23 protein-coding genes and 1 pseudogene are annotated in these 25,519 nt (G+C 73.3%); 18 read left to right on the top strand and 6 right to left on the bottom strand.

Going from position 1 to position 25,519, the window contains the following annotated elements; translation table 11 throughout:
• Positions 1-136 precede the first annotated feature (136 nt).
• From ACFWA7_RS23050 to ACFWA7_RS23080, 7 genes are all read left to right on the top strand, one after another.
• On the top strand, positions 137-973 hold the full coding sequence (locus tag ACFWA7_RS23050; protein WP_385824901.1) for a TrmH family RNA methyltransferase: 837 nt from the start codon (positions 137-139) through the stop codon (positions 971-973).
• Between the two features lie 82 nt (positions 974-1,055).
• On the top strand, positions 1,056-2,180 hold the full coding sequence (locus tag ACFWA7_RS23055) for an ATP-binding protein (protein WP_385824903.1): 1,125 nt from the start codon (positions 1,056-1,058) through the stop codon (positions 2,178-2,180).
• 148 nt (positions 2,181-2,328) lie between these two features.
• Positions 2,329-3,480, top strand: coding sequence for a phenylalanine--tRNA ligase subunit alpha (gene pheS / locus ACFWA7_RS23060; RefSeq protein WP_385539816.1), 1,152 nt, complete (start codon positions 2,329-2,331; stop codon positions 3,478-3,480).
• Complete coding sequence (gene pheT, locus ACFWA7_RS23065) at positions 3,480-6,008, top strand: phenylalanine--tRNA ligase subunit beta (RefSeq protein WP_385824905.1); 2,529 nt, start codon at positions 3,480-3,482, stop codon at positions 6,006-6,008. Before pheS ends, pheT begins: the two co-directional genes overlap by 1 nt.
• 215 nt (positions 6,009-6,223) lie before the next feature.
• Positions 6,224-7,291, top strand: coding sequence for a PP2C family protein-serine/threonine phosphatase (locus tag ACFWA7_RS23070; RefSeq protein WP_385539818.1), 1,068 nt, complete (start codon positions 6,224-6,226; stop codon positions 7,289-7,291).
• A gap of 347 nt (positions 7,292-7,638) precedes the next feature.
• The gene (locus ACFWA7_RS23075; protein ID WP_385539820.1) at positions 7,639-8,979 is read left to right on the top strand and encodes a transcriptional regulator; all 1,341 of its coding nucleotides are present in this window, start codon (positions 7,639-7,641) and stop codon (positions 8,977-8,979) included.
• Between the two features lie 51 nt (positions 8,980-9,030).
• Positions 9,031-9,567: an NUDIX domain-containing protein gene (locus tag ACFWA7_RS23080; protein ID WP_101387464.1), complete on the top strand. Its 537-nt coding sequence runs from the start codon at positions 9,031-9,033 to the stop codon at positions 9,565-9,567.
• 11 nt (positions 9,568-9,578) lie between these two features.
• On the opposite strand, the gene ACFWA7_RS23085 is transcribed toward ACFWA7_RS23080, so the two are convergent.
• Together ACFWA7_RS23085 and ACFWA7_RS23090 are read right to left on the bottom strand one after the other, a co-directional pair.
• Positions 9,579-9,836, bottom strand: a complete 258-nt coding sequence (locus tag ACFWA7_RS23085; protein WP_385539823.1) for a hypothetical protein — start codon at positions 9,834-9,836, stop codon at positions 9,579-9,581.
• Positions 9,837-10,024: 188 nt separating this feature from the next.
• Positions 10,025-10,885: a 3-hydroxybutyryl-CoA dehydrogenase gene (locus tag ACFWA7_RS23090; RefSeq protein ID WP_385539825.1), complete on the bottom strand. Its 861-nt coding sequence runs from the start codon at positions 10,883-10,885 to the stop codon at positions 10,025-10,027.
• Positions 10,886-11,049: 164 nt separating this feature from the next.
• On the opposite strand from ACFWA7_RS23090, the gene ACFWA7_RS23095 reads away from it, so the two are divergent.
• A complete protein-coding gene (locus ACFWA7_RS23095; RefSeq protein ID WP_385539827.1) occupies positions 11,050-12,333 on the top strand; it encodes a glycoside hydrolase family 10 protein in 1,284 nt (427 codons plus the stop codon).
• A 9-nt stretch (positions 12,334-12,342) separates the two neighbouring features.
• On the opposite strand, the gene ACFWA7_RS23100 is transcribed toward ACFWA7_RS23095, so the two are convergent.
• Together ACFWA7_RS23100 and ACFWA7_RS23105 are read right to left on the bottom strand one after the other, a co-directional pair.
• Positions 12,343-12,534 carry a DUF1918 domain-containing protein gene (locus ACFWA7_RS23100; RefSeq protein ID WP_385539828.1) on the bottom strand — a complete coding sequence of 64 codons (192 nt, stop codon included), beginning with the start codon at positions 12,532-12,534 and terminating at the stop codon, positions 12,343-12,345.
• Positions 12,535-12,607: 73 nt separating this feature from the next.
• Positions 12,608-13,585: a DMT family transporter gene (locus ACFWA7_RS23105; RefSeq protein WP_385824907.1), complete on the bottom strand. Its 978-nt coding sequence runs from the start codon at positions 13,583-13,585 to the stop codon at positions 12,608-12,610.
• Between ACFWA7_RS23105 and ACFWA7_RS23110 the strand changes: the two genes are divergently transcribed.
• On the top strand, positions 13,584-15,032 hold the full coding sequence (locus ACFWA7_RS23110; RefSeq protein WP_385824909.1) for a PLP-dependent aminotransferase family protein: 1,449 nt from the start codon (positions 13,584-13,586) through the stop codon (positions 15,030-15,032). The two genes, ACFWA7_RS23105 and ACFWA7_RS23110, sit on opposite strands and share 2 nt — an antisense overlap.
• 70 nt (positions 15,033-15,102) lie before the next feature.
• Entirely contained in the window at positions 15,103-15,678 is a 576-nt protein-coding gene (locus tag ACFWA7_RS23115) for a histidine phosphatase family protein (protein ID WP_385539833.1), read from the top strand.
• 14 nt (positions 15,679-15,692) lie between these two features.
• Here ACFWA7_RS23115 and ACFWA7_RS23120 read toward each other — a convergent pair whose 3' ends face one another.
• Positions 15,693-16,250 carry a sugar O-acetyltransferase gene (locus tag ACFWA7_RS23120; protein WP_385824911.1) on the bottom strand — a complete coding sequence of 186 codons (558 nt, stop codon included), beginning with the start codon at positions 16,248-16,250 and terminating at the stop codon, positions 15,693-15,695.
• A 290-nt stretch (positions 16,251-16,540) separates the two neighbouring features.
• Here ACFWA7_RS23120 and ACFWA7_RS23125 point away from each other — a divergent pair, with 290 nt between their 5' ends.
• The 4 genes from ACFWA7_RS23125 to ACFWA7_RS23140 are packed head-to-tail and all read left to right on the top strand — an operon-like array spanning position 16,541 to position 20,678.
• Complete coding sequence (locus ACFWA7_RS23125; RefSeq protein ID WP_385824913.1) at positions 16,541-17,512, top strand: alpha/beta hydrolase; 972 nt, start codon at positions 16,541-16,543, stop codon at positions 17,510-17,512.
• Positions 17,505-18,674 (top strand): acyltransferase, encoded by a 1,170-nt coding sequence (locus tag ACFWA7_RS23130; RefSeq protein ID WP_385539839.1) that lies wholly within the window; start codon positions 17,505-17,507, stop codon positions 18,672-18,674. The genes ACFWA7_RS23125 and ACFWA7_RS23130 overlap by 8 nt, the downstream gene beginning before the upstream one ends.
• A gap of 46 nt (positions 18,675-18,720) precedes the next feature.
• Positions 18,721-20,004, top strand: coding sequence for a sensor histidine kinase (locus ACFWA7_RS23135; RefSeq protein WP_385539898.1), 1,284 nt, complete (start codon positions 18,721-18,723; stop codon positions 20,002-20,004).
• The gene (locus tag ACFWA7_RS23140; RefSeq protein WP_385539841.1) at positions 20,001-20,678 is read left to right on the top strand and encodes a response regulator; all 678 of its coding nucleotides are present in this window, start codon (positions 20,001-20,003) and stop codon (positions 20,676-20,678) included. Before ACFWA7_RS23135 ends, ACFWA7_RS23140 begins: the two co-directional genes overlap by 4 nt.
• 80 nt (positions 20,679-20,758) lie before the next feature.
• Here ACFWA7_RS23140 and ACFWA7_RS23145 read toward each other — a convergent pair.
• Positions 20,759-20,881: pseudogene (locus ACFWA7_RS23145) on the bottom strand (VOC family protein); the annotation flags it as partial.
• 143 nt (positions 20,882-21,024) lie between these two features.
• On the opposite strand from ACFWA7_RS23145, the gene argC reads away from it, so the two are divergent.
• From argC to ACFWA7_RS23165, 4 genes are all read left to right on the top strand, one after another.
• Positions 21,025-22,056: an N-acetyl-gamma-glutamyl-phosphate reductase gene (argC, locus tag ACFWA7_RS23150; RefSeq protein WP_385824915.1), complete on the top strand. Its 1,032-nt coding sequence runs from the start codon at positions 21,025-21,027 to the stop codon at positions 22,054-22,056.
• Between the two features lie 148 nt (positions 22,057-22,204).
• The gene (argJ, locus tag ACFWA7_RS23155; protein WP_385539845.1) at positions 22,205-23,362 is read left to right on the top strand and encodes a bifunctional glutamate N-acetyltransferase/amino-acid acetyltransferase ArgJ; all 1,158 of its coding nucleotides are present in this window, start codon (positions 22,205-22,207) and stop codon (positions 23,360-23,362) included.
• Between the two features lie 49 nt (positions 23,363-23,411).
• The gene (argB, locus tag ACFWA7_RS23160) at positions 23,412-24,317 is read left to right on the top strand and encodes an acetylglutamate kinase (protein WP_385539847.1); all 906 of its coding nucleotides are present in this window, start codon (positions 23,412-23,414) and stop codon (positions 24,315-24,317) included.
• Complete coding sequence (locus tag ACFWA7_RS23165; RefSeq protein ID WP_385824917.1) at positions 24,314-25,513, top strand: acetylornithine transaminase; 1,200 nt, start codon at positions 24,314-24,316, stop codon at positions 25,511-25,513. Before argB ends, ACFWA7_RS23165 begins: the two co-directional genes overlap by 4 nt.
• Positions 25,514-25,519 lie beyond the last annotated feature (6 nt).

Here is a 25,519-nt window from a genome sequence, read left to right on the forward strand (position 1 = left end):
CCCGCGCCCCTTGAGTGCCGCTGCGCGGCATCGGGCGCTTTCAGGGGCGCGGGGAACTGCGCGCTCAGCTCCCACCGGCCCGCAGACAACCCCCGGGCCAAGGCCCCCCGCCCCCTCGTAGAGAGACCGCGAGTACATGCCCACGCCCGAGCTGATCTCCCCGCGCTCCCCCCGCGTCGCCGCCGTCAGGCGGCTCGCGCGGCGCAACTTCAGGGGGAAGGAGCGGCTGTTCATCGCCGAGGGGCCGCAGGCCGTGCGGGAGGCCGTGGAGCACCGGGTCGGCGGGGAGGCGACGCTCGTCGAGCTGTTCACCACCGCCGAGGCGGCGGAGCGGTACGCGGACATCGTGGACGCCGCCCGCGACGCCGGGGCCCGGGTGCACTACGCGGACGACGAGGTGCTCGCCGAGGTCTCGCAGACCGTCACCCCGCAGGGGCTCGTCGGCGTCTGCCGCTTCCTGGACTCGCCGTTCGAGGAGATCCTCAAGGCGCGGCCCAAGCTCGTCGCCGTCCTCGCGCACGTCCGCGACCCCGGCAACGCCGGCACCGTACTGCGCTGCGCGGACGCCGCCGGCGCCGACGCGGTCGTCCTCACCGACGCCTCCGTCGACCTGTACAACCCCAAGTCGGTGCGCGCGTCGGTCGGCTCGCTCTTCCATCTTCCGGTCGCCGTCGGTGTGCCGGTGGAGCAGGCCGTACAGGGGCTGAGGGACGCGGGCGTACGGATCCTGGCCGCCGACGGGGCGGGCGAGGACGACCTCGACGACGAGCTCGACGCGGGCACCATGGGCGGCCCCACCGCCTGGATCTTCGGCAACGAGGCCTGGGGCCTGCCGGAGGAGACCCGCGCCCTCGCGGACGCCGTGGTGCGCGTCCCGATCCACGGCAAGGCCGAGAGCCTCAACCTGGCGACCGCCGCCGCGGTGTGCCTGTACGCCTCGGCGCGGGCCCAGCGCACCCGCACTCCTCGCTGAGGGGGTCCGCACCGTCACCTCCAGCTAGTAGTGTGTCGGGCTCGGAGGCCCACTGTGCGCTTCGGAGAGGTGGGATACGGGGATGGCAGTCGGCGTGAGGACCATCGGTGAGAACGCCCTGGTGTGCCCTTCCGTCGGCCGGGACGCCCTGGGGATAGACCCCGAGGACCTGCCCGACGGCCTCGTCGTCGCCGACGAGAAGGGCCGGGTCATCTGCTTCAACGCGGCCGCCGCCCGGATCACCGCGGTCTCCAAGCGCGACGCGCTCGGCGTGGAGCTGGAGCGCGCCCTGCCCCTTGAGGACCTCAAGGGCCGCCGCTGGTGGCAGCTGACCGACCCGTACGGCGGCCTCGCCATCCGCGTCGGCCAGCCCGAGCGCAATCTGCTGCTGCCCGGCGGACGCGAGGTGCTGGTCTCCGCGCGGTACGTGCGCGAGCACCCCATGGGCCCGGTGCGCCGGGTGGTGGTGAGCCTGCGCTCGACCGAGGCCCGGCGGCGCACCGAGCGCAGCCACGCCGAGCTGATCGCCACCGTCGCCCACGAGCTGCGCTCGCCGCTGACCTCGGTCAAGGGGTTCACCGCGACGCTGCTCGCCAAGTGGGAGCGGTTCACGGACGACCAGAAGCGGCTGATGCTGGAGACCGTCGACGCCGACGCCAACCGCGTCACCCGGCTGATCGCCGAGCTCCTGGACATCTCCCGGATCGACTCGGGCCGCCTTGAGGTGCGCCGCCAGCCCGTGGACATAGCGGCCGCCGTCGGCCGGCACATCCAGGCCCATGTCGCCGCCGGGCAGGCCCCCGACCGCTTCCTCGTCCGCATCCAGCGGCCGCTGCCCGATCTGTGGGCGGATCCGGACAAGATCGACCAGGTCCTGGGCAACCTGCTGGAAAACGCGGTGCGCCACGGCGAGGGAACCGTCACCATCGAGGTGGCACCCGCGCCCGTCCGCATCGACGAGCACGACGAGAAGGGAACGGCCGTCGCCGTGAGCGACGAAGGCCCCGGCATCCCCGAGGAGTCGATGGGCCGTGTCTTCACCCGCTTCTGGCGGGGCAGCAAACGCGGCGGCACCGGCCTCGGCCTCTACATCGTCAAGGGCATCGTGGAGGCGCACGGCGGGACGATCGCGGTGGGCCGCGGCTCCGGCGGCGGCGCCGAGTTCCGATTTATCCTGCCCGTCAGCGCCCCGGCCTACCTCCAGTAGCGACCGCCGGGCCGCCCACGGGCGCATCCGCATTCACCCACCCCGTTAGACTCGACCTTTGGCGCGTTCGTGTCCGTGCTGTCGCGCGGCCCAGTCGCTGTCGCGGTGGCGGGACCCCCAGCCAAGCCAATCGGAAGTACGGGAAGAGATGTCGGCACCCAATAAGTCGTACGACCCTGTTGAGGTCGAGGCGCTGAAACCGGAAGAGATCGAGCGCATGCGGGACGAGGCGCTCGCCGCCTTCGCCGCGGCCGGTGACCTCGACGCGCTCGCACACGCGAAGACCGCGCACGCCGGTGGCACCTCGCCCCTGTCGCTCGCCAACCGTGAGATCGGCGCCCTGCCGCCGCAGGCCAAGGCCGAGGCGGGCAAGCGCGTGGGCATGGCCCGCGGCGCCGTGAACAAGGCGCTGGCCGCCCGCCAGAGTGAGCTGGAGGCCGAGCGCGACGCGCGCGTCCTGGTCGAGGAGGCGGTGGACGTCTCGCTGCCGTACGACCGCGTACCGGCCGGCGCCCGCCACCCGCTGACCACGCTCTCCGAGCGCATCGAGGACATCTTCGTGGCCATGGGCTACGAGGTCGCCGAGGGCCCGCAGGTCGAGGCCGAGTGGTTCAACTTCGACGCGCTCAACATCGGCCCGGACCACCCGGCCCGCGGCGAGGCGGACACCTTCTTCGTCCAGGCCGCTGGGGGTACCCCCCAGGGCGAAGACCTCGGGGGAGGCTCCGCGAACTCCGGCACGGTGCTGCGCACGCACACCTCCCCGGTGCAGATCCGCTCGCTGCTCGACCGTGAGCCGCCGGTGTACGTGATCTGCCCCGGCCGGGTCTACCGCACGGACGAGCTGGACGCCACGCACACCCCGGTCTTCCACCAGGTCGAGCTGCTCGCCGTGGACGAGGGCCTGACCATGGCGGACCTCAAGGGCACCCTGGACCACATGGTCCAGTCGCTCTTCGGCCAGGACATGAAGACCCGGCTGCGGCCGAACTTCTTCCCGTTCACCGAGCCGTCCGCCGAGATGGACATGGTCTGCTACGTGTGCCGCGGCGAGTCCGTCGGCAACCCCGACCGCCCCTGCCGCACCTGCTCCAGCGAGGGCTGGATCGAGCTCGGCGGCTGCGGCATGGTCAACCCGAAGGTGCTCACCGCCTGCGGCGTCGACCCCGAGAAGTACAGCGGATTCGCCTTCGGCTTCGGCATCGAACGCCTGCTGATGTTCCGCCACAACGTCGAAGACATGCGAGACATGGTCGAGGGTGACGTCCGGTTCACCCGGCCGTTCGGGATGGAGATCTGATGCGGGTCCCGCTTTCTTGGCTGCGGGAGTACGTCGACCTGCCGGCGACGGAGACCGGCCGTGACGTCCAGGCCAAGCTCGTTTCCGCCGGCCTGGAGGTCGAGACCGTCGAGCAGCTCGGCGGCGGCCTCAAGGGCCCCCTGGTCGTCGGCAAGGTGCTGACCATCGAGGAGCTGGAGGGCTTCAAGAAGCCCATCCGCTTCTGCACGGTCGACGTCGGCACGGCCAACGGCACCGGCGAGCCGCAGGAGATCGTCTGCGGCGCGCGCAACTTCCAGGTCGGCGACAAGGTCGTCGTGGTGCTCCCCGGCGCCGTGCTGCCCGGCGACTTCGCCATCGCCGCCCGCCAGACGTACGGGAAGACCTCGCACGGCATGATCTGCTCCGGCGACGAGCTGGGCATGGGCGACGACGGCAGCGGCGGCATCATCGTCCTGCCGCCCGAGCACGAGGCCGGCACCGACGCCATCGAGCTCCTGGAGCTCGTCGACGAGGTCCTGGACATCGCCGTCACCGCCAACCGCGGCGACTGCCTGTCGATGCGCGGCGTGGCCCGCGAGACCGCCATCGCGTACGGCCTGCCGCTGCGCGACCCGGCGCTGCTCGACGTGCCCGCGCCGAACTCGTACGGCTACCCGGTGAAGAGCGCCGACCCGATCGGCTGCGACCGCTTCACCGCGCGCACCGTGGGCGGCCTCGACCCCGAGGCCCGCTCGCCGATCTGGCTCCAGCGCCGCCTCCAGAAGGCCGGCATGCGGCCGATCTCGCTCGCCGTCGACGTCACCAACTACGTGATGATCGAACTCGGCCAGCCGCTGCACGCCTACGACCGCACGCTGGTCGACGGCCCGATCGGCGTTCGCCGCGCCGAGCCCGGCGAGGTGCTCACCACCCTCGACGGCGTCAAGCGCAAGCTGGACGCCGCCGACCTGGTCATCACCGACAACCGGGGCCCGATCGGCCTGGCCGGTGTGATGGGCGGCGCCAACACGGAGATCGCCGACTCGGTCACCGACCCGGAGACCGGACAGGTCAGGGGCACCACCGAGGTGGTGATCGAGGCCGCGCACTTCGACCCGGTCGCCATCGCCCGCACCGCGCGCCGCCACAAGCTGTCCTCCGAGGCGTCCAAGCGCTTCGAGCGCGGCGTCGACCCGCAGGCCGCCTCCGCGGCCGCCCAGCGGACCGTCGACCTGCTCGTGCTGCTCGCGGGCGGCACCGCCGAGGCCGGCGTCACCGAGGTCATCGCGCCCTCCGCGCCGCGCACCATCTCCGTCGCCGCCGACCACCCGGACCGCGTGGCGGGCGTCGACTACGGCCGTGAGACCGTCGTGCGCCGCCTCCAGGAGATCGGCTGCGACGTCTACGGGCAGGACGAGCTCGTCGTCACCGTGCCCTCGTGGCGCCCCGACCTCACCGAGCCGAACGACCTCGCAGAAGAGGTCATCCGGCTGGAGGGGTACGAGAACCTGCCCTCCACCCTGCCGAGGCCGCCCGCCGGCCGCGGTCTGACCGAGCGCCAGCGGCTGCACCGCCGGGCGGGCCGCGCGCTCGCCGGGGCCGGCTACGTCGAGGCGCTGAACTACCCGTTCGTCTCCGAGCAGGTCTTCGACCAGCTGGGCCTGGAGGCCGGGGACCCGGCCCGCCGCGTCGTGAAGCTGGTCAACCCGCTCAACGACGAGGAGCCGGCGCTGCGCACCACGCTGCTGCCCGGACTGCTCACCGCGCTGCGCCGCAACGACGGCCGCGGCAGCCACGACCTGGCCCTCTTCGAGACCGGTCTGGTCTTCCAGCCGGGCGAGCAGCAGGGCGTCGCCGTCCAGCTGCCCGTCGACCGCCGTCCCACCGACGAGGAGATCGCCGCGCTCGACGCCGTGCTGCCCGCGCAGCCCCGGCACGCGGCCGTCGTCCTCGCCGGTGCGCGCGAGCAGGCCGGCTGGTGGGGCAAGGGCCGCCCGGCGGACTGGGCCGACGCGGTCGAGGCCGCCCGGACCCTGGCCCACGAGGCCGGCGCCGAACTCATCGTCCAGCAGGGCCAGTACGGGCCGTGGCACCCGGGCCGGTGCGCCGAGCTCGCCGTCGTCATCGACAGCGAGATCGTCGTCATCGGCCACGCGGGCGAGCTGCACCCGCGCGTGGTCAAGGCGCTGGGCCTGCCCGAGCGCACCTGCGCCATGGAGCTCGACCTGGACCTGCTCGCGAAGGCCGGAGAGGACGCCCTGCAGGCGCCGCGGATCTCCACCTTCCCGGTGGCCACCCAGGACGTGGCGCTGGTCGTCGACACGGAGGTCCCGTCCGCCGTCGTCGAGTACTTCCTGCGCGGCGGCGCCGGTGAACTCCTGGAGTCCATCCGGCTGTTCGACGTCTACACCGGCGAGCAGATCGGCGAGGGCAAGAAGTCGCTGGCGTACGCGCTGCGCTTCCGCGCCGCCGACCGCACGCTGACCGTCGAGGAGGCCTCGGCCGCCCGCGACGCGGCGGTGGCCCTGGCCGCCGAGCGCACGGGCGCGGTGCTCCGCGGGGCGTAACGCGCAGGCAGGACCCCTGAAGGGCGCATCCGGATCCCCGGATGCGCCCTTCGCGCATGTCCTCACGTGCTCTCACTCGTTCGGGTGAGATGAGGGAGCGATGTACGCGGAAGGGGGCGCACCGTCGACAGAATCAAACCGGCCGTGAAGGCCGGGGCAGCCGGTGAGAGCCGGTACAGGGGTGAACGGCGCAGGGGCCTAGGGGGGCCGACGGCATGATCCGTACCAGGAGTTGGACGGCGGCCTGCGCGAGCGCCCTCGGTACGGGCCGGGGCCTCGCCCTCGCGCTGCCCGGCCTGTGGCTGGCCCTGGTGGTGGGCTGGCAGCTGACCTGCCCGCTGGCCACCGACGAGTCCATGGGCCTGCGGATCGCCACCTGCGTGGCCTTCCTGATCGCGGTGGTCTGCCTGGTGCACGGCGTACGGCTGACCGCGGCACGGGAGTTGCGGCAGGTGCAGGAGGTCGCCGACGCCGCCCAGCGGGTGCTGCTCCGCCCGCCGCCGCCCCGCCTCGACGGGCTCACCGTGGCCGCCGGACAGCTCTGCGCGGCCCGGGGCGCGGAGGTCGGCGGCGATCTGTACGAGGCGATGGCCACGCCGTACGGGGTGCGGGTCGTCATGGGCGATGTGCGTGGCCACGGCCTCGGCTCGCTCGGCGCGGTCGCGGCGGTGCTCGGCAGCTTCCGCGAGGCCGCCCACGACGAGCCGGATCTCTCGGGCGTGCTGCGGCGCCTGGACCGGGCGCTGCAACGGCACCTGCGCGAGCGGGCCCGCGGTGAACATCCGGTCTGGTGTGCGAGCGAGCCGGAGAGCCCGCTCGCCGAGGAGTTCGTGACCGTACTGCTCCTGGAGATCCGGGACGACGGCCTGGTGCTCGCCCTCAACTGCGGCCATCCGTGGCCCTACCGGCTGTGCGGCGGCGCCGAGCCGCTGCTGCCCGGCGACCCGCTGCCCCCGCTCGGCTCCTTCCCCCTCCCCGCCGAACTGCCGCTGCACCGCTGCACCCGGCTGCTGCCGGGGGAGGCACTGTGTCTGCACACGGACGGCGCCGAGGATGCCCGGGACCGCGCCGGGCGGTTCTTCCGGCTGCAGGAAGTACTCGCCCGGGCGGCCCTGGACACCCCGCTGTCACCCGCCGCGGTGGTCCACTGCGTACAGCGGGAGCTGTTGCGGCACACCGGCGGACGGCTCGCCGACGACGTGGCGCTGATGGTGCTGCGCAACGACCGGTTGCGCGTGTCCGCACAGCCCGCGGCCGTCGGGACCGCGCAGGCACGGCGCTGAGCTGAGCCGGTCGCGTGTGCGCCGTCGGTCCTGCCGCGGAGTGACGGGCAGTTCGGCAGGACCGGCGGCGCCGGGAGCGGGCCGCCGCACTGTACGAGGGGGAGCCGGCGGCCCGGCACGCCTCTGTGGAGAGGCAGTTCAGTCAATCGGCAGCCGCCATCGCGCGGCAGAGTGCGCGGCGCATAAATGCGAGTACTCCCTTCACACCCCGTGTGAACGCGCCTCGTCTACGCTGGGCCCTGTCGTCACGTTCCCGCCTGCCCCGCGGCGTCTGGCACGCCCTCCGGGGGGCGGACGACGGGAATGTCACGACAGGACCTAGGCGCACCGAGCCAACGGAGGGCCTGATGCAGCCCAATACCCTGCTCGACGCGCTGGTCGACGAGGCGGGCATCTCGAACGCCGGGCTCGCGGCCCATGTGAACCAGTCCGGCCGTGCCAGAGGCCTGGCACTGAGGTACGAACACACCGCGGTGGCCCGGTGGTTGAAGGGCCAGCGGCCGCGCGGCCAGGTGCCCGATCTGATCTGCGAGGTGCTCGCGGCCCGGCTGCACCGGCCGGTCACCCTCGACGACATCGGGCTCGGCGTGCCGGGCGAGCCGGTCGCGCCGGTGGGCTCGCCGCTCGCCGGGTTCGTGGAGCGCGCCACCGCCCTGTGGCGCTCCGACGAGCAGCAGCGTCCGCACATACTGGGCGCGGCCGCGGTCACCGGCACCCCGGCCGTGATGCCGGTGTGGGAGTGGGAGAACCCGCCGGAGGACACCGATGTGTCCCGGCACGGCCAGACCGCGGTGAGCGAGAGCGACATCGAGATGCTGCGGGCGGCCCGCGCGCACTACGAGCTGATGTACCGCAAGGCCGGGGGCATCGCCACCCGGTCGCGCATAGTGGGCTTCCTCAACGCCGAGACCGCGCCGCTGCTGCGCGGCTGCTACACCGACCAGACCGGCCGACAGCTGCACCGGGCGACCGGGGGGCTGGTCGCGATCGCCGGCATCTGCGCGTACGACTCCAACGCCCAGGGCCTGGCCCAGCGTTACTTCCACCAGGCGCTGCGGTTGGCGAAGGCGAGCGGGGACCGGGGGCTCGGCGCGTATGTGATCGCCCTGCTCGTCAACCAGTCGCTGTACATGCACGACTACCGCCAGGCGGTCGCCTTCGCGGAGGCGGCGCTGCGGACGGCGGGCCGGCAGCTCACCCCGGCGCTCGCCGCGGATCTGCACGCGATGCAGGCGAAGGCGTACGCACACCTCGGCGACGGGCGCAGTGCGCTCGGCGCGATCCGCGGCGCCGAGCGGGCGGCCGAGCGGATCCGGCCGAAGAACGAACCCGCCGAGACCGGCTACGTCCAGCCGGGCCTGGTCAACGTCCAGGTGGCGGAGGCCCTGCTGCGGCTCGGCGATCTGCCGGCCGCACGCGAGCAGGCGGGACTGGCGGCGCACGCCCCCTCGCACGACCGGGGCAGGGTGCACCGCCTCGCGATGCTCGCGCAGATCGAGCTCCGGCAGGGCGAGGCGGACCGGGCCGTCGCGACGGCGGTCGAAATGGCCGAGCGGGCCCGGGGGATGGAGTCGCAGCGGTTGCGCGACCGGTTGCGCGTCGTACGCGAGCATCTGATCGAGAGCGGTTGCGCCGGCGCCGACCAGGCCGCCGAGCTGATCGACGGGGCACTGCGCGTTCCCCTGTGAGCGTGCGCCTGCTGCGATATTGCCATCTACTTGTCGGAAGGTGGCAAAAACGTGCAGTGGACGAACCTGAGTGAACAAACTGTGTACGAGAATCGCTGGTTCCGCGTCAATCTCGCCGACGTCGCCCTCCCGGACGGGCGGCACCTGGACCACTTCGTGATCCGGCTCCGCCCGGTCGCCGTGGCGACCGCCGTCAACGAGGCCAACGAGGTGCTGCTGCTGTGGCGGCACCGCTTCATCACCGACAGCTGGGGCTGGGAGCTGGCCGCCGGGGTCGTCGAGGACGGCGAGGACATCGCGGCCGCGGCCGCCCGCGAAATGGAGGAGGAGACCGGGTGGCGGCCCGGCCCGCTGCGCCATCTCCTCACCGTCGAGCCCGCCAACGGGCTCATCGACGCCCGGCACCACCTCTACTGGTCGGAGTCGGCCGAGTACATCGGCCACCCCGAGGACGACTTCGAGTCGTCACGGCGCGAGTGGATACCGCTCAAGCTGGTACCCGACATGATCGCCCGCGGCGAGGTCCCGGCCGCCAACATGGCGGCCGGACTCCTGCTCCTGCACCATATGCGGCTCGGCGACGGCTAGCCGTCACCCGCTCACCGCCCCAGCGCCTGCCACACCGCCACGGTCAGCGCGCCGAGGGCGGTGAGCACCGTGAGCGCGGGCAGCGGCCACCTCGTGTGTTCCAGGGACGCCACCCGCACGCCCAGCTCGGTCAGTTCGCGTTCGCTCTGGTCGTCCCGGTGGGTGTGCAGCGTCAGCTGTCCGTCGATGCGGGCCAGGCCCACTTCCAGGGAACGGCGTAACTCGAACAGTTCGTCGACGGCCAGGGGGTGGCCGGGGTCGCTCGGCACGGCGAGGCTCCTTCGTCGTTGTGGCGGAACGCCATTGACTTTTCGTCGAGGAGTCAACTCGCCCTGCTCCAGGGGCGGGAGAGTGTGCGAAGAGCATATGCGGGCTCGCGGCGCACACCGGGTGTGAACGCGGCGGGCCCGGCCCTCACACAGAGGAGCCGGGCCCGGCGGCAGACGTCTCGGACCTCTCAGGCGTACGAGTAGAAACCGGACCCGGTCTTGCGGCCCAGGCGCCCCGCGTCCACCATGCGCTGCAGCAGCGGCGGCGCCGCGTACAGCGGCTCCTTGAACTCGTCGTACATCGAGTCCGCCACCGAGGCGACCGTGTCCAGACCGATGAGGTCGGACAGCTTGAGCGGGCCCATCGGGTGGGCGCAGCCCAGCTCCATGCCGTTGTCGATGTCCTCGCGGCTGGCGATGCCCGACTCGAACATCCGGATCGCGGAGAGCAGATACGGGATGAGGAGGGCGTTGACGACGAAGCCCGAGCGGTCCTGGGCGCGGATCGCGTGCTTGCCGAGGACCTTCTCCACCATGGTTTGGGCCCGGCTGAGGGTGCCCTCGGAGGTGGTGAGCGCCGGGATCAGCTCCACGAGCTTCTGCACCGGGGCCGGGTTGAAGAAGTGGATGCCGATGACCTGGTCGGGCCGCGAGGTCGCCACCGCGAGCTTCACCAGCGGGATGGACGAGGTGTTGGAGGCCAGGATCGCGTCCGGGCGGGTCACCACCTGGTCCAGCACCTGGAAGATCTCGGTCTTGACCTGCTCGTTCTCGACGACGGCCTCGATGACGAGATCGCGGTCGGCGAACTCGCCGAGGTCGGTGGTGAAGCTCAGCCGGGCGAGCGTCTCGTCGCGCTCCGCCACGGTGATCTTGCCGCGCTCGGCGGCCTTCGAAAGGGAGTTGTGCAGCCGGGTACGGCCGATCTCCAGGGCTTCGCCGGTGGTCTCGGCGACCCTCACGTCCAAGCCGCTGCGGGCGCACACCTCCGCGATGCCGGCCCCCATCTGGCCGCAGCCCACCACTCCGACGCGTTCGATGTCGGTCACATCGTGCCTTTCGCTTCTGACAGAAAAGTCCTGGCGGGTCCCCCGTGTGATTCCGGCGCCCGTCCCGGCCCACGACGTTACTCCGCGCCTGCGTGTGGATCACGGGGTGGGGCGGGCATGCTGTGCGCAACACCGGACATTCGTAGCGACGAGGGGGTCACCAAGTGGGACGGATCACTCGGCGGGGACTGTTGGCGGGGACCCTCGCGGCCGGAACGGCGGGCGCGATGAACGGGCTGGTCACAGCGGGTGCGGCCAGTGCCGCGGAGGGCGCGCCGGAGGTCCTGGCGACCCCCGGCCCGGCCCGTCCCTGGAACCCGCCCCGGCCCCTGGAGTTCCGCGGGATGTGGCTGGCCACGGTGTCCAACCTCGACTGGCCCTCACAACCGGGTCTGCCCCCGGCCCAGCAGGAGGCCGAGCTCCTCGCCCACCTCGACCGGGCCGCGGACCGAAGACTCAACGTGGTGGCGCTCCAGGTCCGCCCCACCGCCGACGCCCTGTGGCCCTCGCCGTACGAGCCGTGGGCCCAGTACCTGAGCGGTGAACAGGGCCGGGACCCGGGCTGGGACCCGCTGGGCACGGCCGTCCGCGAGGCCCACCGGCGCCGCCTGGAGCTGCACGCCTGGTTCAACCCGTACCGGGTGGCCAACCACACCGACCCGTCCCGGCTGGTGCCGACCCACCCCGCGCGCGTGCACCCCGACTGGGTCGTGGCGTACGGCGGACGGCTCTACTACAACCCGGGGCTGCCCGAGGTCCGCCGGTTCGTGCAGGACGCGATGCTGGACGCGGTCGCGCGCTACGACCTGGACGCGGTGCACTGGGACGACTACTTCTATCCGTACCCGGTGGCCGGTCAGACCTTCGCGGACGACGACGCGTACGCCCGGTACGGCGCGGGCTTCCCGGACCGCGCCGCCTGGCGCCGGGACAACATCGACAAGCTGGTACGGGAGACGGCCGCCCGGATCAAGCAGATCCGCCGGCGGGTGAAGTTCGGGATCAGCCCGTTCGCGGTCTGGCGCAACGCGGCGACCGACCCGCTCGGCTCGCCCACCACGGCAGGCGTGCAGACCTACGACGACCTGCACGCCGACACCAGGAAGTGGGTGCGCGAGCACTGGATCGACTACATCTGCCCGCAGGTGTACTGGAACATCGGCTTCCAGGCCGCCGACTACGCCAAGCTCGTGCCCTGGTGGGACGCGGTCGCGCGGGGCAGCGGCACCCAGCTGATCATCGGGGAGGCCCTCTACAAGGCCGGGAACCCCGCGCAGCCCGCGGCGTGGCAGGACCCGGCCGAGCTCTCCCGCCACCTCACGCTCGCACGGAAGTACCGCTCCGTGCGGGGGCACTGCTTCTTCTCGGCGAAGGACGTCGCCCAGGACCGGATCGGCGCGATGGCGCGCGTGGTCGCGGACCACTATCCGGGACGGGTGCGGCCGTGACCGCGCCGCCTACTCCTGCGCCACATGCCTGACGACGGTGTCGGGACCCGGTGACATCAGGGTCTCGTGCCCGTCCTCGAAGCGCACCCGGTACGGCGGTGTCCCGTCGGGGCCCAGTACCTCGATGACTTCCGCGCTCCGGTCGTGCTGTCCGACGGTTCTGCCGTGAACCAGCAGCCGGTCGCCCACGCTCGCTCGCATATGCCCATTTTAAGGCGGGCAGCCCGAGTTGAGCCCGTACGGATGAGCCATGCGTGGCGTGGCCCGTGCGGTTTCAGGCCGCCGCGCGCTGGGTCGCGGCGATGCAGACCAGCACCCCCGCGGCCGCCAGCGGGGCGGCGGGGGAGAGGTGCTCGCCGAGCAGCAGGACCGCCCAGACCAGCGTGAGCAGCGGCTGCGCCAGCTGGAGCTGGCTGGCCCGGGGCACGCCGATGGCGGCCATGCCCCGGTACCAGACGTACAGCCCGAAGAACTGCGACCCGGCCGCCACCCACAGCACCCCGAGGACGCCGTGCGCGTTCAGATGGACCGGTTCGGCGGCGAGTGCGACCGCCGAGCCGAGGACGGCGAGCGGCAGGGTGAGGATCAGCGCCCAGCCGATCACCTGCCACCCCGGCATCACCCGGGCAAGGCGTCCGCCCTCGGTGTATCCGGCGGCGCAGATCAGCAGCGCCCCGAAGAGGTAGAGGTCGCCGGTGGAGAGGGCGCCGCCGCTCTGCTGGACGGTGAAGGCGACCACCACCCCGGCTCCGGCCAGCGCCGCCGCCCAGAAGGCGCGGGAGGGGCGGCGTCCGGTCCGCAGCGCCGAGAGCGCGGCCGTGGTCAGCGGCAGCAGGCCCACGACGACCGCCGCGTGCGAGGTCGTCGACGTTTGCAGGGCGAGTGTGGTGAGGAGCGGGAAGCCGACCACGGTCCCGGCCGCGACCACCGCGAGCCCGGCCCAGTGCCGCCGCTCGGGCAGCGATACCCGGCCCACCAGCAGGAACGCACCCGCGATCAGCCCGGCGAGCAGACTGCGGACGGCGACGAGCGACCACGGGCCGAAGCTCTCCAGGCCCCACGCCGTGGCCGGGAAGGTCAGCGAGAAGGCGAGGACGCCGAGCCCGGCGAGGAGCGCGCCCTGCCGCGAGGCGGCGGCGGCCGGGGCGGCGGCAGGCAGGGCCGGGGACGTGGCTCGGGCGGGTGTGGTGCGGGCTGTGGGCCCGTCGACCGCTATCGACGTCCGGGCAGTAGCGCTATCCTGTGCTGTCATGCAAGAGCGTAGCAGTGAGGCCGAACTGGCGACCATCCTCAAAGATGAGCTCGACCGCTACTCCGTAGGTGGAAAGCTGCCGTCGAGCAGGGCGATCGTCGAGCGGTACCGGGTCTCCCCGGTCACCGTCTCCCGGGCGCTCGCCCGGCTCGCCGCCGAGGGCCTCGTCGTCACCCGGCCCGGCGCCGGCGTCTTCCGCGCCGAGCCCCGTACGCCCGCGTCCCGCCCCGGCGACACCTCCTGGCAGGAGGTGTCGCTCAGCGCCGACGGCGCCACCGACGCGGTGCCGCGCGCGGTCGACGCCTCCGGGGTCCTGGCCACCCTCGCCGCGCCACCGCCCGGGGTGATCGAGTTCAACGGCGGCTATCTCGCCCCCGCCCTCCAGCCGGAGCGCGCGATGGCCGCCGCCCTCGCCCGGGCCGGCCGCCGCCCGGGCGCCTGGGGGCGGCCGCCCACCGACGGGCTGCCCGAGCTGCGCGACTGGTTCGCCCGCGAGATCGGCGGCACGGTCACCGCCGCCGAGGTGCTGATCTGCGCCGGCGGCCAGTCCGCGCTCACCACGGCGCTGCGGGCGCTCGCGGCGCCGGGCGCGCCGGTCCTGGTGGAGTCGCCCACCTACCCCGGCATGCTCGCGGTGGCCCGCGCCTCGGGGCTGCGGCCGGTGCCGGTGCCGGTCGACACCGACGGGGTGCGCCCCGATCTGCTCGCGGCCGCCTTCCGGGCCACCGGCGCCCGCGTCCTGGTCGGCCAGCCGCTCTTCCAGAACCCGACGGGCGCGGTGCTCTCCCCGGCCCGGCGGGCCGAAGTGCGCGCGGTGGCCCGGGAGTTCGGGGCGTTCGTCATCGAGGACGACTTCGCGCGCCTGCTCGGCCACGCGGACGCGGGCCCGCTGTCCGCGCCGCTCGTCGCCGACGACCCGGACGGCGTGGTCGTCCACGTCCGCTCGCTCACCAAGGTGGCCTCGCCCAGCCTGCGGGTCGGCGCGCTCGCCGCCCGCGGCCCGGTCCTGGAACGGCTGCGCGCGATCCAGGTCGTCGACAGCTTCTTCGTGCCGCGCCCGCTCCAGGAGGCGGCCCTGGAGCTGGTCGGCTCCCCGGCCTGGCCCCGCCATCTGCGTTCCGTGTCCCAGGAGCTGGGGGACCGCAGACAGGCCATGGCGGCCGCCCTGGCCGTCCACCTTCCCGAGCTGGATGTGCCGCACCTGCCGTCCGGCGGCTACCACCTCTGGCTGCGGCTGCCGGACGGCACGCCCGAGGACGCGGTCGCCGCCGCGGCCCTGCGCTCCGGCGTCGCCGTCGCCCCCGGCCGCCCCTACTTCAGCGCCGAGCCCCCCGCCGCCCACCTCCGGCTGTGCTTCGCGGGCGTGGCGGGCCGGGCCGAGATCGACGAGGGCGTACGGCGGCTGCGCATGGCGTACGACGAGGTGGGCGCCCAGCGGGCGGTCTGAGCGGGCCGCCGGGACTGCTCGCGGTCGCAGCCTCTTGACCAACCGCCCGTTCGGTCGCACGATCTCGGCCATGACTGTCCGGCTGACGCTGGTCGCGGCGGCGCGCTGCTCGGCGCTGCTGGCCGAGCGCTTCGACGACGACCGCCCGCTCGACGGGGCGGGCTGGCACGAGGTCGCCCTCGCCGCCCACGCCCTGGTGCCGCTCGGCGCGGCCGAGCTGCGCTACTGCTCGCCGACCGCGCGCAGCCGGGCCACCGGCGACGCCCTCGGCTACGCGCCGATGGCCCAGCCCGCGCTGCGCGACTGCGACATGGGCCGCTGGCGCGGATACACCCTGGCCGAGGTCGCGGCCCGCGAGCCCGATGCCGTCGACGCCTGGCTCGCGGACCCGCGCGCGGCCCCGCACGGCGGGGAGCCGCTGCTCGGCTTCATCGCCCGGATAGGGGGCTGGCTGGACACCCGGCCCGCCGACGACGGCGCGATGGTGGCGGTGGCCGAACCCGCGGTCGTACGGGCGGCGCTGGTGTACGCCCTGAAGGCGCCGCCGTCGGCGTACTGGAACGTCGACGTCCGGCCGCTGTCGACGGTGACGCTGACCGGCGGTGCCCACCGCTGGCACCTGAGCCTGATGAGCCTGGCGGGGTAGCGGGCGGGCGGTTCTCAGCCGAGCTCGCGGATCACCCGGGCCGGGTTGCCGACGGCCAGCACCCCGGCGGGCAGGTCCCTGGTGACCACCGCCCCGGCGCCGACGACCGTGTCGGCGCCGATGCTCACCCCGGGGCAGACGATCACCCCGCCGCCGAGCCACACGTTGTCCCCGATCGTCACCGGCTCGGCCTTCTCCCACCCCTGGCGCCGCCGCTCGGCGTCCAACTCGTGCGTGGGTGTGAGGAGTTGCACGTTCGGGCCGATCTGGACGTCCTTGTCGACGGTGATCCGGCCGGTGTCCAGGAACACCGCGCCGAAGTTCACGAACGTACCGGCGCCGATGCTGATGTTGTAGCCGAAGTCGCAGTGGAACGGCGGTCGCACCCGTACGCTTTCGTCGACCTCGCCCAGCAACTCGGCCAGCAGCTTGTGCCGTTCGGCGGGCGGGGCCCCGGCCGCCGCGTTGTAGGCGGCGCACCGCGCGATCCGGCGCTCGGTGTCCGCGCCCAGCTCGGGGTCGTCGGGCAGATACCACTCACCGGCCAGCATGAGCTGCTTGTTCTCACCCACGGGAGCTCCTCCTCGTCCTGGTGACAAAGGATCTCATCGCCGCCGCGGGGCAGTTCGGCGGCCCGCACCCCCTACCCGTAGTACTTCGGAGCTACGCGGAAGATGCCCTCCCTGGTCGGACGCGGGCGACGGGCCTTGATCCATAACGTCGGTACCGCAAGCAGGCAAGCCAAGCAGGCAAGCCAAGCAGGCAGGCAAGCACGCCAAGCAGGCAAGCCATCAGGCACGTCACCGCGCAGGCCGTCCCCCGGCCGTCGCGCGAGGCACCCGGTACGGAAGGACCCCCGCCCATGGCCCCCCACCCCCGCGTCAGCAGCCGCGCGCTCCGCACCCTGCTCGCCGCGCTCGTCGTCGCCTCGGTGGCGGCGCCGCTGGCGGGCGCGGTGCGCCCCGCGGCCGTACCGGCGCCCGCCCCGGCCGCCCTCGCCCCGCTGACCGCCGCGACCTCCATCGCGCTCGACGCGCGTTACAGCGCCGCCCGTGACGGCATCAGGGCGGCCGAACGCATGGCCGCCGGCCACGGCGACCGCAGACGGGCCGCCGCGCTGCGCGCCATGGCCGGGCCCGGGCGTCACTTCCTCTCCTTCGACGGCCGCGACGGCGGGCGCACCGCCGAGGTCGTCGGCGACCTCGCGCACGCCGACCGGATCGCCGTCCTGGTGCCGGGCTCGGACACCAGCCTCGACAAGTACGGGCGCCTGCGGGCCGGGGCCGGGGCCCTCCAGCGGCAGATGGGCACCCGGTCCGCCGTGGTCGCCTGGCTCGGCTACCCGACCCCGGCCACCGGCAGCGCCGGGTCGGTGACCACGGGCCGTGCCGACCGGGCGGCGCCTCAACTGGACGTATTCGTACGGGAGTTGGGCGCGGCCAAGCCCGGCGCCCGTATGGCGGTCCTCTGCCACTCCTACGGCTCCGTCGTCTGCGCGCGAGCCGCCTCCGAGCTACGCGCCGACGCCCTGGTCCTGTACGGCAGCCCCGGCACCGGCGCCCACGACGTCGGGCAGCTGCACACCCGCGCCGCCGTCTGGGCGGGCCGGGCGTCGGGCGACTGGATCGCCGACGTGCCCCATCTGCGGCTTCCGCTCCTGGTCGCCACCGTCGGGTTCGGCACCGACCCGGTGTCGAAGCCGTTCGGGGCGCGGGTCTTCGACGCGGGCACCGGCGGCCACAGCGACTACCTGAAGCCCGGCTCCGTCCCCCTGCGCAACATCGCCCTGATCGCCTCCGGCCAGACCCCGACCGAGGAGCGCCGCCATGCGTGAGCTCGTCCGGCGCATCGACGCCGCCACCCCGCCCGACCGCGACCGGGCCGTGGACGCCCTGCGGGCCTTCGCCATCCTCGGCGTGGTGCTCGGCCACTGGCTGGTCACCGCCCTGGTCGCGGACAGCGGCACCCTGCGCGCCGTCAGCCCCCTCCAGCACCTGCCCGAACTGGCCCCGGTCTCCTGGATGTTCCAGACCCTGGCCGTGTTCTTCTTCGTCGGCGGGCGGGTGGCGGCGGGCGGCCACGCCTCGGCACGCGCCCGGGGCGCCACCTACGGGCAGTGGCTGCGCGCCCGCCTGGCCCGCCTCTTCCGGCCGGTCGCGGCCGTCCTCGTGGTGTGGACGGTGGCCGTGGTCGCGCTGTTCGCCGCCGGGGCCGGCTACGACACCGTGCACGCGCTGCTCAAGCTGGTCCTGTCGCCGCTCTGGTTCCTGCTGGTCTTCACCGCGCTGACGGCGGCGACCCCGCTGCTCGCCCGGACGCACCCGCTGTGGCCGCTGGCCGTCGTGCTCTACGTCGACCTGTTCCGCTTCGGGCTCGACGGCCCCGCCGCCCTCGGCTGGATCAATGTGGCGGCGGGCTGGATGGTCCCGTACTGCCTGGGCGCGCTGTGGGCGCGCGGCGGTCCGCGCTCCCGCACCACGGGCTGGGTGCTCCTCGCCGGGGGCGCCGCCGCCACCGCCGCTCTGGTGCTGTGGGCGGGCTACCCGGCGTCCATGGTCGGCGTGCCGGGCGCCGCCGTCTCCAATCTGAACCCGCCCACCCTCGCGGCCGTCGCCTTCGGCCTCGCCCAGTGCGGCGCGGCGCTGCTGCTGCTCGGCCCGCTGCGGCGGGTCCTCGCCCGCCCGGCGGCCTGGGCGGCGGTGGCCCTGCTCAACCTGTACGCGATGACCGTCTTCCTCTGGCACCAGACCGCGATGATCGCCGTCACCGCGACCGGACTGCTCGCGGGCCGCCCGCTGCCCGGTCTGCACACCGTGCCCGACGGCGCGGGCTGGGTGGTCGCCCGGCTCGCCTGGCTGCCGGTGTTCGCCGGGGCGCTGCTGGTGTGCTGGGCGGCGTTCCGCACGTACGAGCAGGGCGCCAGGCGCACGCGCGGCGGCGGTCGGGTCGTACGCGTGCACCGGGCGGAGAGCGAGACGGCGGTGCCGCGTGCCTAGGGTGAGCGACGTGATCAAGGGGGGCGTAGGAGTGACACGGGTGGACATGGAACGGCTGGTGACGGCCGTATGGGCGGGGGCGCGCGGGATGCGCGGGGAGCTGTGGACGGTGGAGCGCGACCCGCTGCCGCGCCAGGGGGTGCTGGGCTGGCTGCCGCACGTCCATGTGGTGCTGTTCGCGCTGGGCGTCGGGATCGCCAACGGGGTGGAGTACACCTACGCGACGGGGTCCGCCAAGGCCGCCGTAGCGGTGTGCGCCGTGGCCCAGGCCGGAGCGGTCGTCATGGCGCTCTCCCGCCCGGTGGCCGCCTGGTGGCTCTCCACGGCCGCGCTCTTCGTAGCGGCGGAGTCCGCGGGTGCCACGGTCCCCGAGGGCAGGGTGTGGCCGTGGAGCATCGCCGGGATCGCGCTGCACACCGTGGTGCTGCTCCTGCTGTCGCTGCGGGTCCGCCCCCGGGTCGCCGCCGCGGCGCTGGCGATCACCGTCGGGTCGGGGCTGCTCGACCTGGCCCTCTCGGGCCGGAGCCACAACCAGGACGTCACCCGGGCCGCCATCGCCTTCGGGACCGCCGTGGTGGTCGGAGCGTCGCTGCGCATCAGCCGGGTGGCCCGCTCCCGGCTGGTCGAGCAGGAGGTGCTCACCGCCGACGAACGGGCCCGGCGCACCCTCCTGGAGGAGCGCGGCCGCATCGCCCGCGAGCTGCACGACGTGGTCGCCCACCACATGTCGGTGATCTCCATCCAGGCCCAGGTCGCCCCGCACCTGGTGGCCGACCCGCCCGCGGAGCTCACGGAGAACCTGGCGGGCATCCGCGAGAACGCCGTCCAGGCGCTCACCGAACTGCGCCGGGTCCTGGGCGTCCTGCGCTCGGCGGACCCGGATGCGGAGGGCGTACGGCACGCTCCGCAGCCCACCCTCGACCGGCTCGGCGAACTGGTCGCCAATGTGCGGGCCGCCGGTCTGGAGGTCGCCACCGAGACCACGGGCACCGCGCGCCCGCTCTCCCCGGGCGTCGGGCTCTCGGCGTTCCGTATCGTCCAGGAGGCGCTGAGCAACGCGATGCGGCACGCGCCCGGGGCGAGCGTGCGGGTGGAGATCGGCTACCACCCGTCCTCGGTCACCGTCCGCGTCACCAACTCCCGGCCCACCGGGACCGCCCCGCCCTCGCCGGGCACCGGCCACGGCCTGCTGGGGATGCGGGAGCGGGCTGCGATGCTGGGGGGCGAACTGGCCACCGGGGCAACCCCGGAGCGCGGCTACGAGATCACGGCCCTGCTGCCCACGGCCCGCACCACCACCTCCACGAAGCCCACCGAGGAAACCCCATGACGACGCCCGCCATCCGCGTCCTGATCGCCGACGACCAGATGATGGTCCGGCAGGGTCTGACGGTGCTGCTCAACGCCGAACCCGGCATCGAGGTGGTCGGCCAGGCGGTCGACGGCCTCGACGCCGTGGCCAAGGTCGCCGAACTGGCCCCCGACGTCGTCCTGATGGACGTCCGGATGCCCGAGCTCGGCGGCATCGAGGCCACCCGCCGCGTCACCGCCCCCGCCGACACCACGGTCAGGGTCCTCATCCTGACCACCTTCGACCTGGACGAGTACGTGTACGAGGCCCTGCGCGCGGGCGCCTCCGGCTTCCTCCTGAAAGACGCCTCCGCCGCCGAACTGGCCCACGCGGTAAGGGTGGTGGCGGCCGGCGACGCCCTGCTCTCGCCGGGTGTGACCAAGCGCCTGATAGCCGAGTTCTCCCGCACCGTCGGCGCCCCCCGCGCCCCGCTGAAGGACCGCGTGGCCACCCTGACCGAACGCGAGACGGAGGTTCTGTCCCTGATCGCCCAGGGCCTCTCCAACGCGGAGATCGCCGCAGCGCTGACGGTGGCCGAGCAGACGGTGAAAACCCACGTCAGCCGCATCCTGGTCAAACTCGCCCTCCGCGACCGCACCCAGGCCGCGGTCTTCGCGTACGAGACGGGGCTGGTGCGGCCCACGGGGTACTGAGGGGCGGGTGCCGGGGGAGCGACAGGGCTCACATGCCGGGGTGCCGTCAGGCTCCGCCTCGGGCCGGGGCGAGGACGCAGAGGGTCGGCGAGGCATGTCCACGGGACGTCGCCCCGGCCCACGTCGACGGGCGCCGCACCGGGAGCCTTCAGGCGCGCGACCAACTCCGCCTGGTGGGCCGCGGGGGTGGTGGCGGGATCGAGGCCTGAACAGGTCGCAGTGCCATGCCGATGGTCTTATGCACCCGTCTGCGACGGCAGTCACAGGAGAGCGGCGGCGGCCCGAAAGGACCTTTGCATAAAACTGCATAGTTGCGTATAGTCATGCCATCGACGAGGAGGCTTCGATGGCGGTACGAGCGGCAGTGGCCGGGGCGAGTGGGTATGCGGGCGGGGAACTGCTGCGGCTACTCATTGCGCACCCCGGTGTCGAGATCGGCGCCCTGACCGGGAACAGCAACGCCGGGCAGCGGCTCGGCGCGCTGCAGCCGCACCTGCTGCCGCTGGCCGGACGTGTGCTTGAGCCGACCACCGTCGAGGTGCTCGCCCGCGACCACGACGTCGTGTTCCTGGCGCTGCCGCACGGGCAGTCCGCCGCCGTCGCCGAGCAACTCGGCGACGAGGTGCTGGTCGTGGACATGGGCGCCGACTTCCGGCTGAAGGACGCCGCCGACTGGGAGAAGTTCTACGGCTCGCCGCACGCCGGGACCTGGCCCTACGGGCTGCCCGAACTGCCGGGCGGCCGCGCCGCGCTGGAGGGGGCCAGGCGCATCGCGGTCCCCGGTTGCTACCCCACCGCCGTCTCGCTGGCGCTCTTCCCCGCGTACGAGAGCGGCATCGCCGAGCCCGAGGCCGTGATCGTCGCGGCCTCCGGCACCTCCGGCGCGGGCAAGGCCCCCAAGCCGCACCTGCTCGGCAGCGAGGTGATGGGGTCGATGTCGCCGTACGGCGTCGGAGGCGGCCACCGCCACACCCCCGAGATGATCCAGAACCTGAGCACGGCCGCCGGGGAGCGCGTCACCGTCTCCTTCACACCGACCCTCGCCCCCATGGCCCGCGGCATCCTCGCCACCTGCTCCGCCAAGGCGAAGCCGGGGGTGGGCGCCGAGGCCGTACGGGCGGCGTACCAGAAGGCGTTCACCGACGAGCCGTTCGTCCATCTGCTCCCCGAGGGGCAGTGGCCCGCCACCGCGTCCGTGTACGGCTCCAACGCCGTGCAGATCCAGGTCGCGTACGACGAGAGCGCCCACCGGATCGTGGTGGTCGCCGCCCTCGACAACCTGACCAAGGGCACCGCGGGCGCCGCGGTGCAGAGCATGAACATCGCCCTGGGGCTCGACGAGACCACGGGCCTGACCACGACCGGAGTCGCGCCGTGAGCTGGGGGCACCTCCCAGCGGTAGCCGGGGGAGCACGCGCGGCCACCGGTCCGCGGTCGACTGGGGGTACCGCCCAGGCCCTTAAGGCACTGGGGGAGAAAGCCGCAGCGGCGCGCCGCGCGGGCGGAGAAGCGAACGAGGAGACACAGTGAGCGTGACGGCAGCCAAGGGATTCACGGCGGCGGGCATCGCCGCCGGGATCAAGGAGAACGGCAACCCGGACCTGGCCCTCGTGGTCAACACCGGGCCCCGCCGAGCCGCGGCCGGCGTCTTCACCTCCAATCGCGTCAAGGCAGCTCCCGTCCTGTGGTCGGAGCAGGTCCTGAAGGGCGGGGCGGTCACCGCCGTCGTCCTCAACTCCGGTGGCGCCAACGCCTGTACGGGACCGAAGGGCTTCCAGGACACCCACGCCACCGCCGAGAAGGTGGCCGAGGTGCTGGAGGGCCACAGCGCGGGCGAGGTCGCCGTCGCGTCGACGGGGCTCATCGGCGTACTGCTCCCGATGGACAAGCTGCTGCCGGGCATCGAGAAGGCCGCCGCTGAGCTCTCCGCACACGGCGGCGAGAAGGCCGCCATCGCCATCAAGACCACCGACACCGTCCACAAGACGTCCGTCGTGACCAAGGACGGCTGGACCGTCGGCGGTATGGCCAAGGGCGCCGGCATGCTCGCCCCCGGCCTCGCCACCATGCTCGTCGTCCTCACCACCGACGCCGACCTGGACACCCCGGTCCTGGACCGCGCCCTGCGCGACGCCACCCGCACCACCTTCGACCGGGTCGACTCCGACGGCTGCATGTCCACCAACGACACCGTGCTGCTGCTCGCCTCCGGCGCCTCCGAAGCCGCCCCGGAGTACGCGGAGTTCGCCGAGGCCGTACGGACCGTCTGCGACGACCTCGCCCGCCAGCTGATCGGGGACGCCGAGGGCGCCAGCAAGGACATCCGCATCGAGGTGGTGAACGCCGCGAGCGAGGACGACGCCGTCGAGGTCGGGCGTTCCATCGCCCGCAACAACCTCCTCAAGTGCGCCATCCACGGCGAGGACCCCAACTGGGGCCGGGTGCTCTCCGCCATCGGCACCACCAAGGCGGCCTTCGACCCCGGCCGGCTGAACGTCGCCATCAACGGCGTGTGGGTCTGCGAGAACGGTTCTGTCGGAGAGGACCGCGACCTCGTCGACATGCGCTACCGGGAGGTCCGGATCACCGCCGACCTCGCCGCCGGATCCGCCGGGCCCGTCGTCATCTGGGCCAACGACCTCACCGCCGACTACGTCCACGAGAACAGCGCGTACAGCTCATGAGCGCCCACCCGTCTCCCACCACCACCCTTCCAAGGAATGGGCTGCGCCCATGAGTACCCGTAAGCACACCGCCCTCCCGAAGGCGCGGATCCTCATCGAGGCGCTGCCGTGGCTGACCCGCCACCACGGCAGGACCGTCGTCATCAAGTTCGGCGGCAACGCCATGGTCGACGAGGCGCTCAAGGCCGCCTTCGCCCAGGACGTCGTCTTCCTGCGGCACGCCGGCCTCAAGCCCGTCGTGGTGCACGGCGGCGGCCCCCAGATCAGCGCCCAGCTCGACAAACACGGCCTGGTCAGCGAGTTCAGGGCGGGCCTTCGCGTCACCACGCCCGAGGCCATGGACGTCGTACGGATGGTGCTCGCCGGGCAGGTCCAGCGCGAGCTCGTCGGGCTGCTCAACCAGCACGGCCCGCTCGCCGTCGGAATGACCGGCGAGGACGCCCACACCATCACCGCCACCCAGCACCGCCCCGAGATCGACGGCGAGCTCGTCGACATCGGCCGGGTCGGTGAGATCACCGCGATCGACACCGGCGCCATCGAGGCGCTGCTCGACAACGGCCGGATCCCGGTCATCTCCTCGATCGCCCGCTCCCAGGACGACGGACATGTCTACAACGTCAATGCTGATACGGCGGCTGCGGCTCTTGCGGCTGCGCTGGGCGCCGAGACCCTGATGGTCCTCACCGACGTCGAGGGCCTCTACGAGGACTGGCCGCACAGCGACGAGGTCATCAGCAGGCTCACCGCGAGCCAGCTGGAGAAGCTGCTGCCCGACCTCTCCAGCGGCATGGTCCCCAAGATGGAGGGCTGTCTGTTCGCCGTGCGCAACGGCGTCACCACCGCGCGCGTGATCGACGGCCGCGTCCCGCACTCCATCCTTCTTGAGATCTTCACGGACGAGGGCATCGGCACGATGGTCGTGCCCGACAACCAGCAGGGGGAAGCACAGTGACCGGTCAGGAGCTGGCCCAGCGCTGGCAGCGGGTCATGACGGACAACTACGGCACCCCGGGCCTGGCGCTCGTGCGCGGCGCGGGCGCCAGGGTGTGGGACGCGGACGGCACCGAGTACACCGACTTCGTCGGCGGCATCGCGGTCAACGCCCTCGGCCACGGCCACCCGGCCGTCGTCGAGGCGGTGTCCCGCCAGATCGCCTCGCTCGGCCATGTCTCCAACCTGTACATCGCCGAGCCCCCGGTGGCGCTCGCCGAGCGGCTGATCGAGCTCTTCGGGCGGCCGGGCCGGGTCTTCTTCTGCAACTCGGGCGCCGAGGCCAACGAAGGCGCCTTCAAGATCGGGCGGCTGACCGGGCGCGGGCACATGGTCGCGACCGAAGGCGGCTTCCACGGCCGGACGATGGGCGCGCTCTCCCTCACCGGCCAGCCGAAGAAGCAGGAGCCCTTCCGCCCGCTGCCCGGCGACGTCACGCACGTGCCGTACGGGGACGTCGAGGCGCTGCGGGCCGCGGTCACCGAGGAGACCGCGCTGGTCGTCATCGAGCCCATCCAGGGCGAGAACGGCGTGGTCGTACCGCCCAAGGGCTATCTGCGGGCGGCCCGCGAGATCACCGCGGCCACCGGCACGCTGCTCGTCCTGGACGAGGTGCAGACCGGCATCGGCCGCACCGGCACCTGGTTCGAGTACCAGCAGCACGAGGGCGTCCTGCCCGACCTCGTCACCCTGGCCAAGGGCCTCGGCGGCGGTCTGCCCATCGGCGCCACCGTCGTCTTCGGCCCGGCCGCCGACCTCCTGAAGCCCGGTCAGCACGGTACGACCTTCGGCGGGAACCCGGTGGCGTGCGCGGCCGGACTCGCCGTTCTGGACACCCTCGCCGCCGACGGCGCCCTCGACCGCGTGAAGCGGCTGGGGGAGCGGCTGCGGGGCGGAATCGAGGCGCTGGGGCACCCGCTGGTCTCCCATGTCCGTGGCGCGGGCCTGCTGCTGGGTATCGTGCTCACCGAGGCCGTCGCAGCTCAGGTGCAGCGGGCGGCCCAGGACGCCGGCTTCCTGGTCAACGCGCCCGCCCCCGATGTCGTACGGCTCATGCCGCCGCTGATCATCGGTGACGCGGAGGTGGACGCGTTCCTCCAGTCGCTGCCCGGCGTCCTCGACGCAGTGACCAACGGGGACGGAAGATCCGGAGAATGAGACGAC

Origin of the sequence: Streptomyces sp. NPDC059994 (assembly GCF_042737755.1) — a bacterium.
Classification (GTDB): Bacteria; Actinomycetota; Actinomycetes; order Streptomycetales; family Streptomycetaceae; genus Streptomyces.

Excerpts from the sequence above, each read along its gene's own strand:
- pheT (WP_385824905.1), top strand. The coding sequence starts at position 3,480 with ATGCGGGTCCCGCTTTCTTGGCTGCGGGAGTACGTCGACCTGCCGGCG.
- argB (WP_385539847.1), top strand. The coding sequence starts at position 23,412 with ATGAGTACCCGTAAGCACACCGCCCTCCCGAAGGCGCGGATCCTCATC.
- pheS (WP_385539816.1), top strand. The coding sequence starts at position 2,329 with ATGTCGGCACCCAATAAGTCGTACGACCCTGTTGAGGTCGAGGCGCTG.
- argC (WP_385824915.1), top strand. The coding sequence starts at position 21,025 with ATGGCGGTACGAGCGGCAGTGGCCGGGGCGAGTGGGTATGCGGGCGGG.
- ACFWA7_RS23070 (WP_385539818.1), top strand. The coding sequence starts at position 6,224 with ATGATCCGTACCAGGAGTTGGACGGCGGCCTGCGCGAGCGCCCTCGGT.
- ACFWA7_RS23050 (WP_385824901.1), top strand. The coding sequence starts at position 137 with ATGCCCACGCCCGAGCTGATCTCCCCGCGCTCCCCCCGCGTCGCCGCC.
- ACFWA7_RS23125 (WP_385824913.1), top strand. The coding sequence starts at position 16,541 with ATGGCCCCCCACCCCCGCGTCAGCAGCCGCGCGCTCCGCACCCTGCTC.
- ACFWA7_RS23100 (WP_385539828.1), bottom strand. The coding sequence starts at position 12,534 with ATGCGAGCGAGCGTGGGCGACCGGCTGCTGGTTCACGGCAGAACCGTC.
- ACFWA7_RS23075 (WP_385539820.1), top strand. The coding sequence starts at position 7,639 with ATGCAGCCCAATACCCTGCTCGACGCGCTGGTCGACGAGGCGGGCATC.
- ACFWA7_RS23105 (WP_385824907.1), bottom strand. The coding sequence starts at position 13,585 with ATGACAGCACAGGATAGCGCTACTGCCCGGACGTCGATAGCGGTCGAC.
- ACFWA7_RS23055 (WP_385824903.1), top strand. The coding sequence starts at position 1,056 with ATGGCAGTCGGCGTGAGGACCATCGGTGAGAACGCCCTGGTGTGCCCT.
- ACFWA7_RS23130 (WP_385539839.1), top strand. The coding sequence starts at position 17,505 with ATGCGTGAGCTCGTCCGGCGCATCGACGCCGCCACCCCGCCCGACCGC.
- ACFWA7_RS23135 (WP_385539898.1), top strand. The coding sequence starts at position 18,721 with ATGGAACGGCTGGTGACGGCCGTATGGGCGGGGGCGCGCGGGATGCGC.
- ACFWA7_RS23115 (WP_385539833.1), top strand. The coding sequence starts at position 15,103 with ATGACTGTCCGGCTGACGCTGGTCGCGGCGGCGCGCTGCTCGGCGCTG.
- ACFWA7_RS23110 (WP_385824909.1), top strand. The coding sequence starts at position 13,584 with ATGCAAGAGCGTAGCAGTGAGGCCGAACTGGCGACCATCCTCAAAGAT.
- ACFWA7_RS23140 (WP_385539841.1), top strand. The coding sequence starts at position 20,001 with ATGACGACGCCCGCCATCCGCGTCCTGATCGCCGACGACCAGATGATG.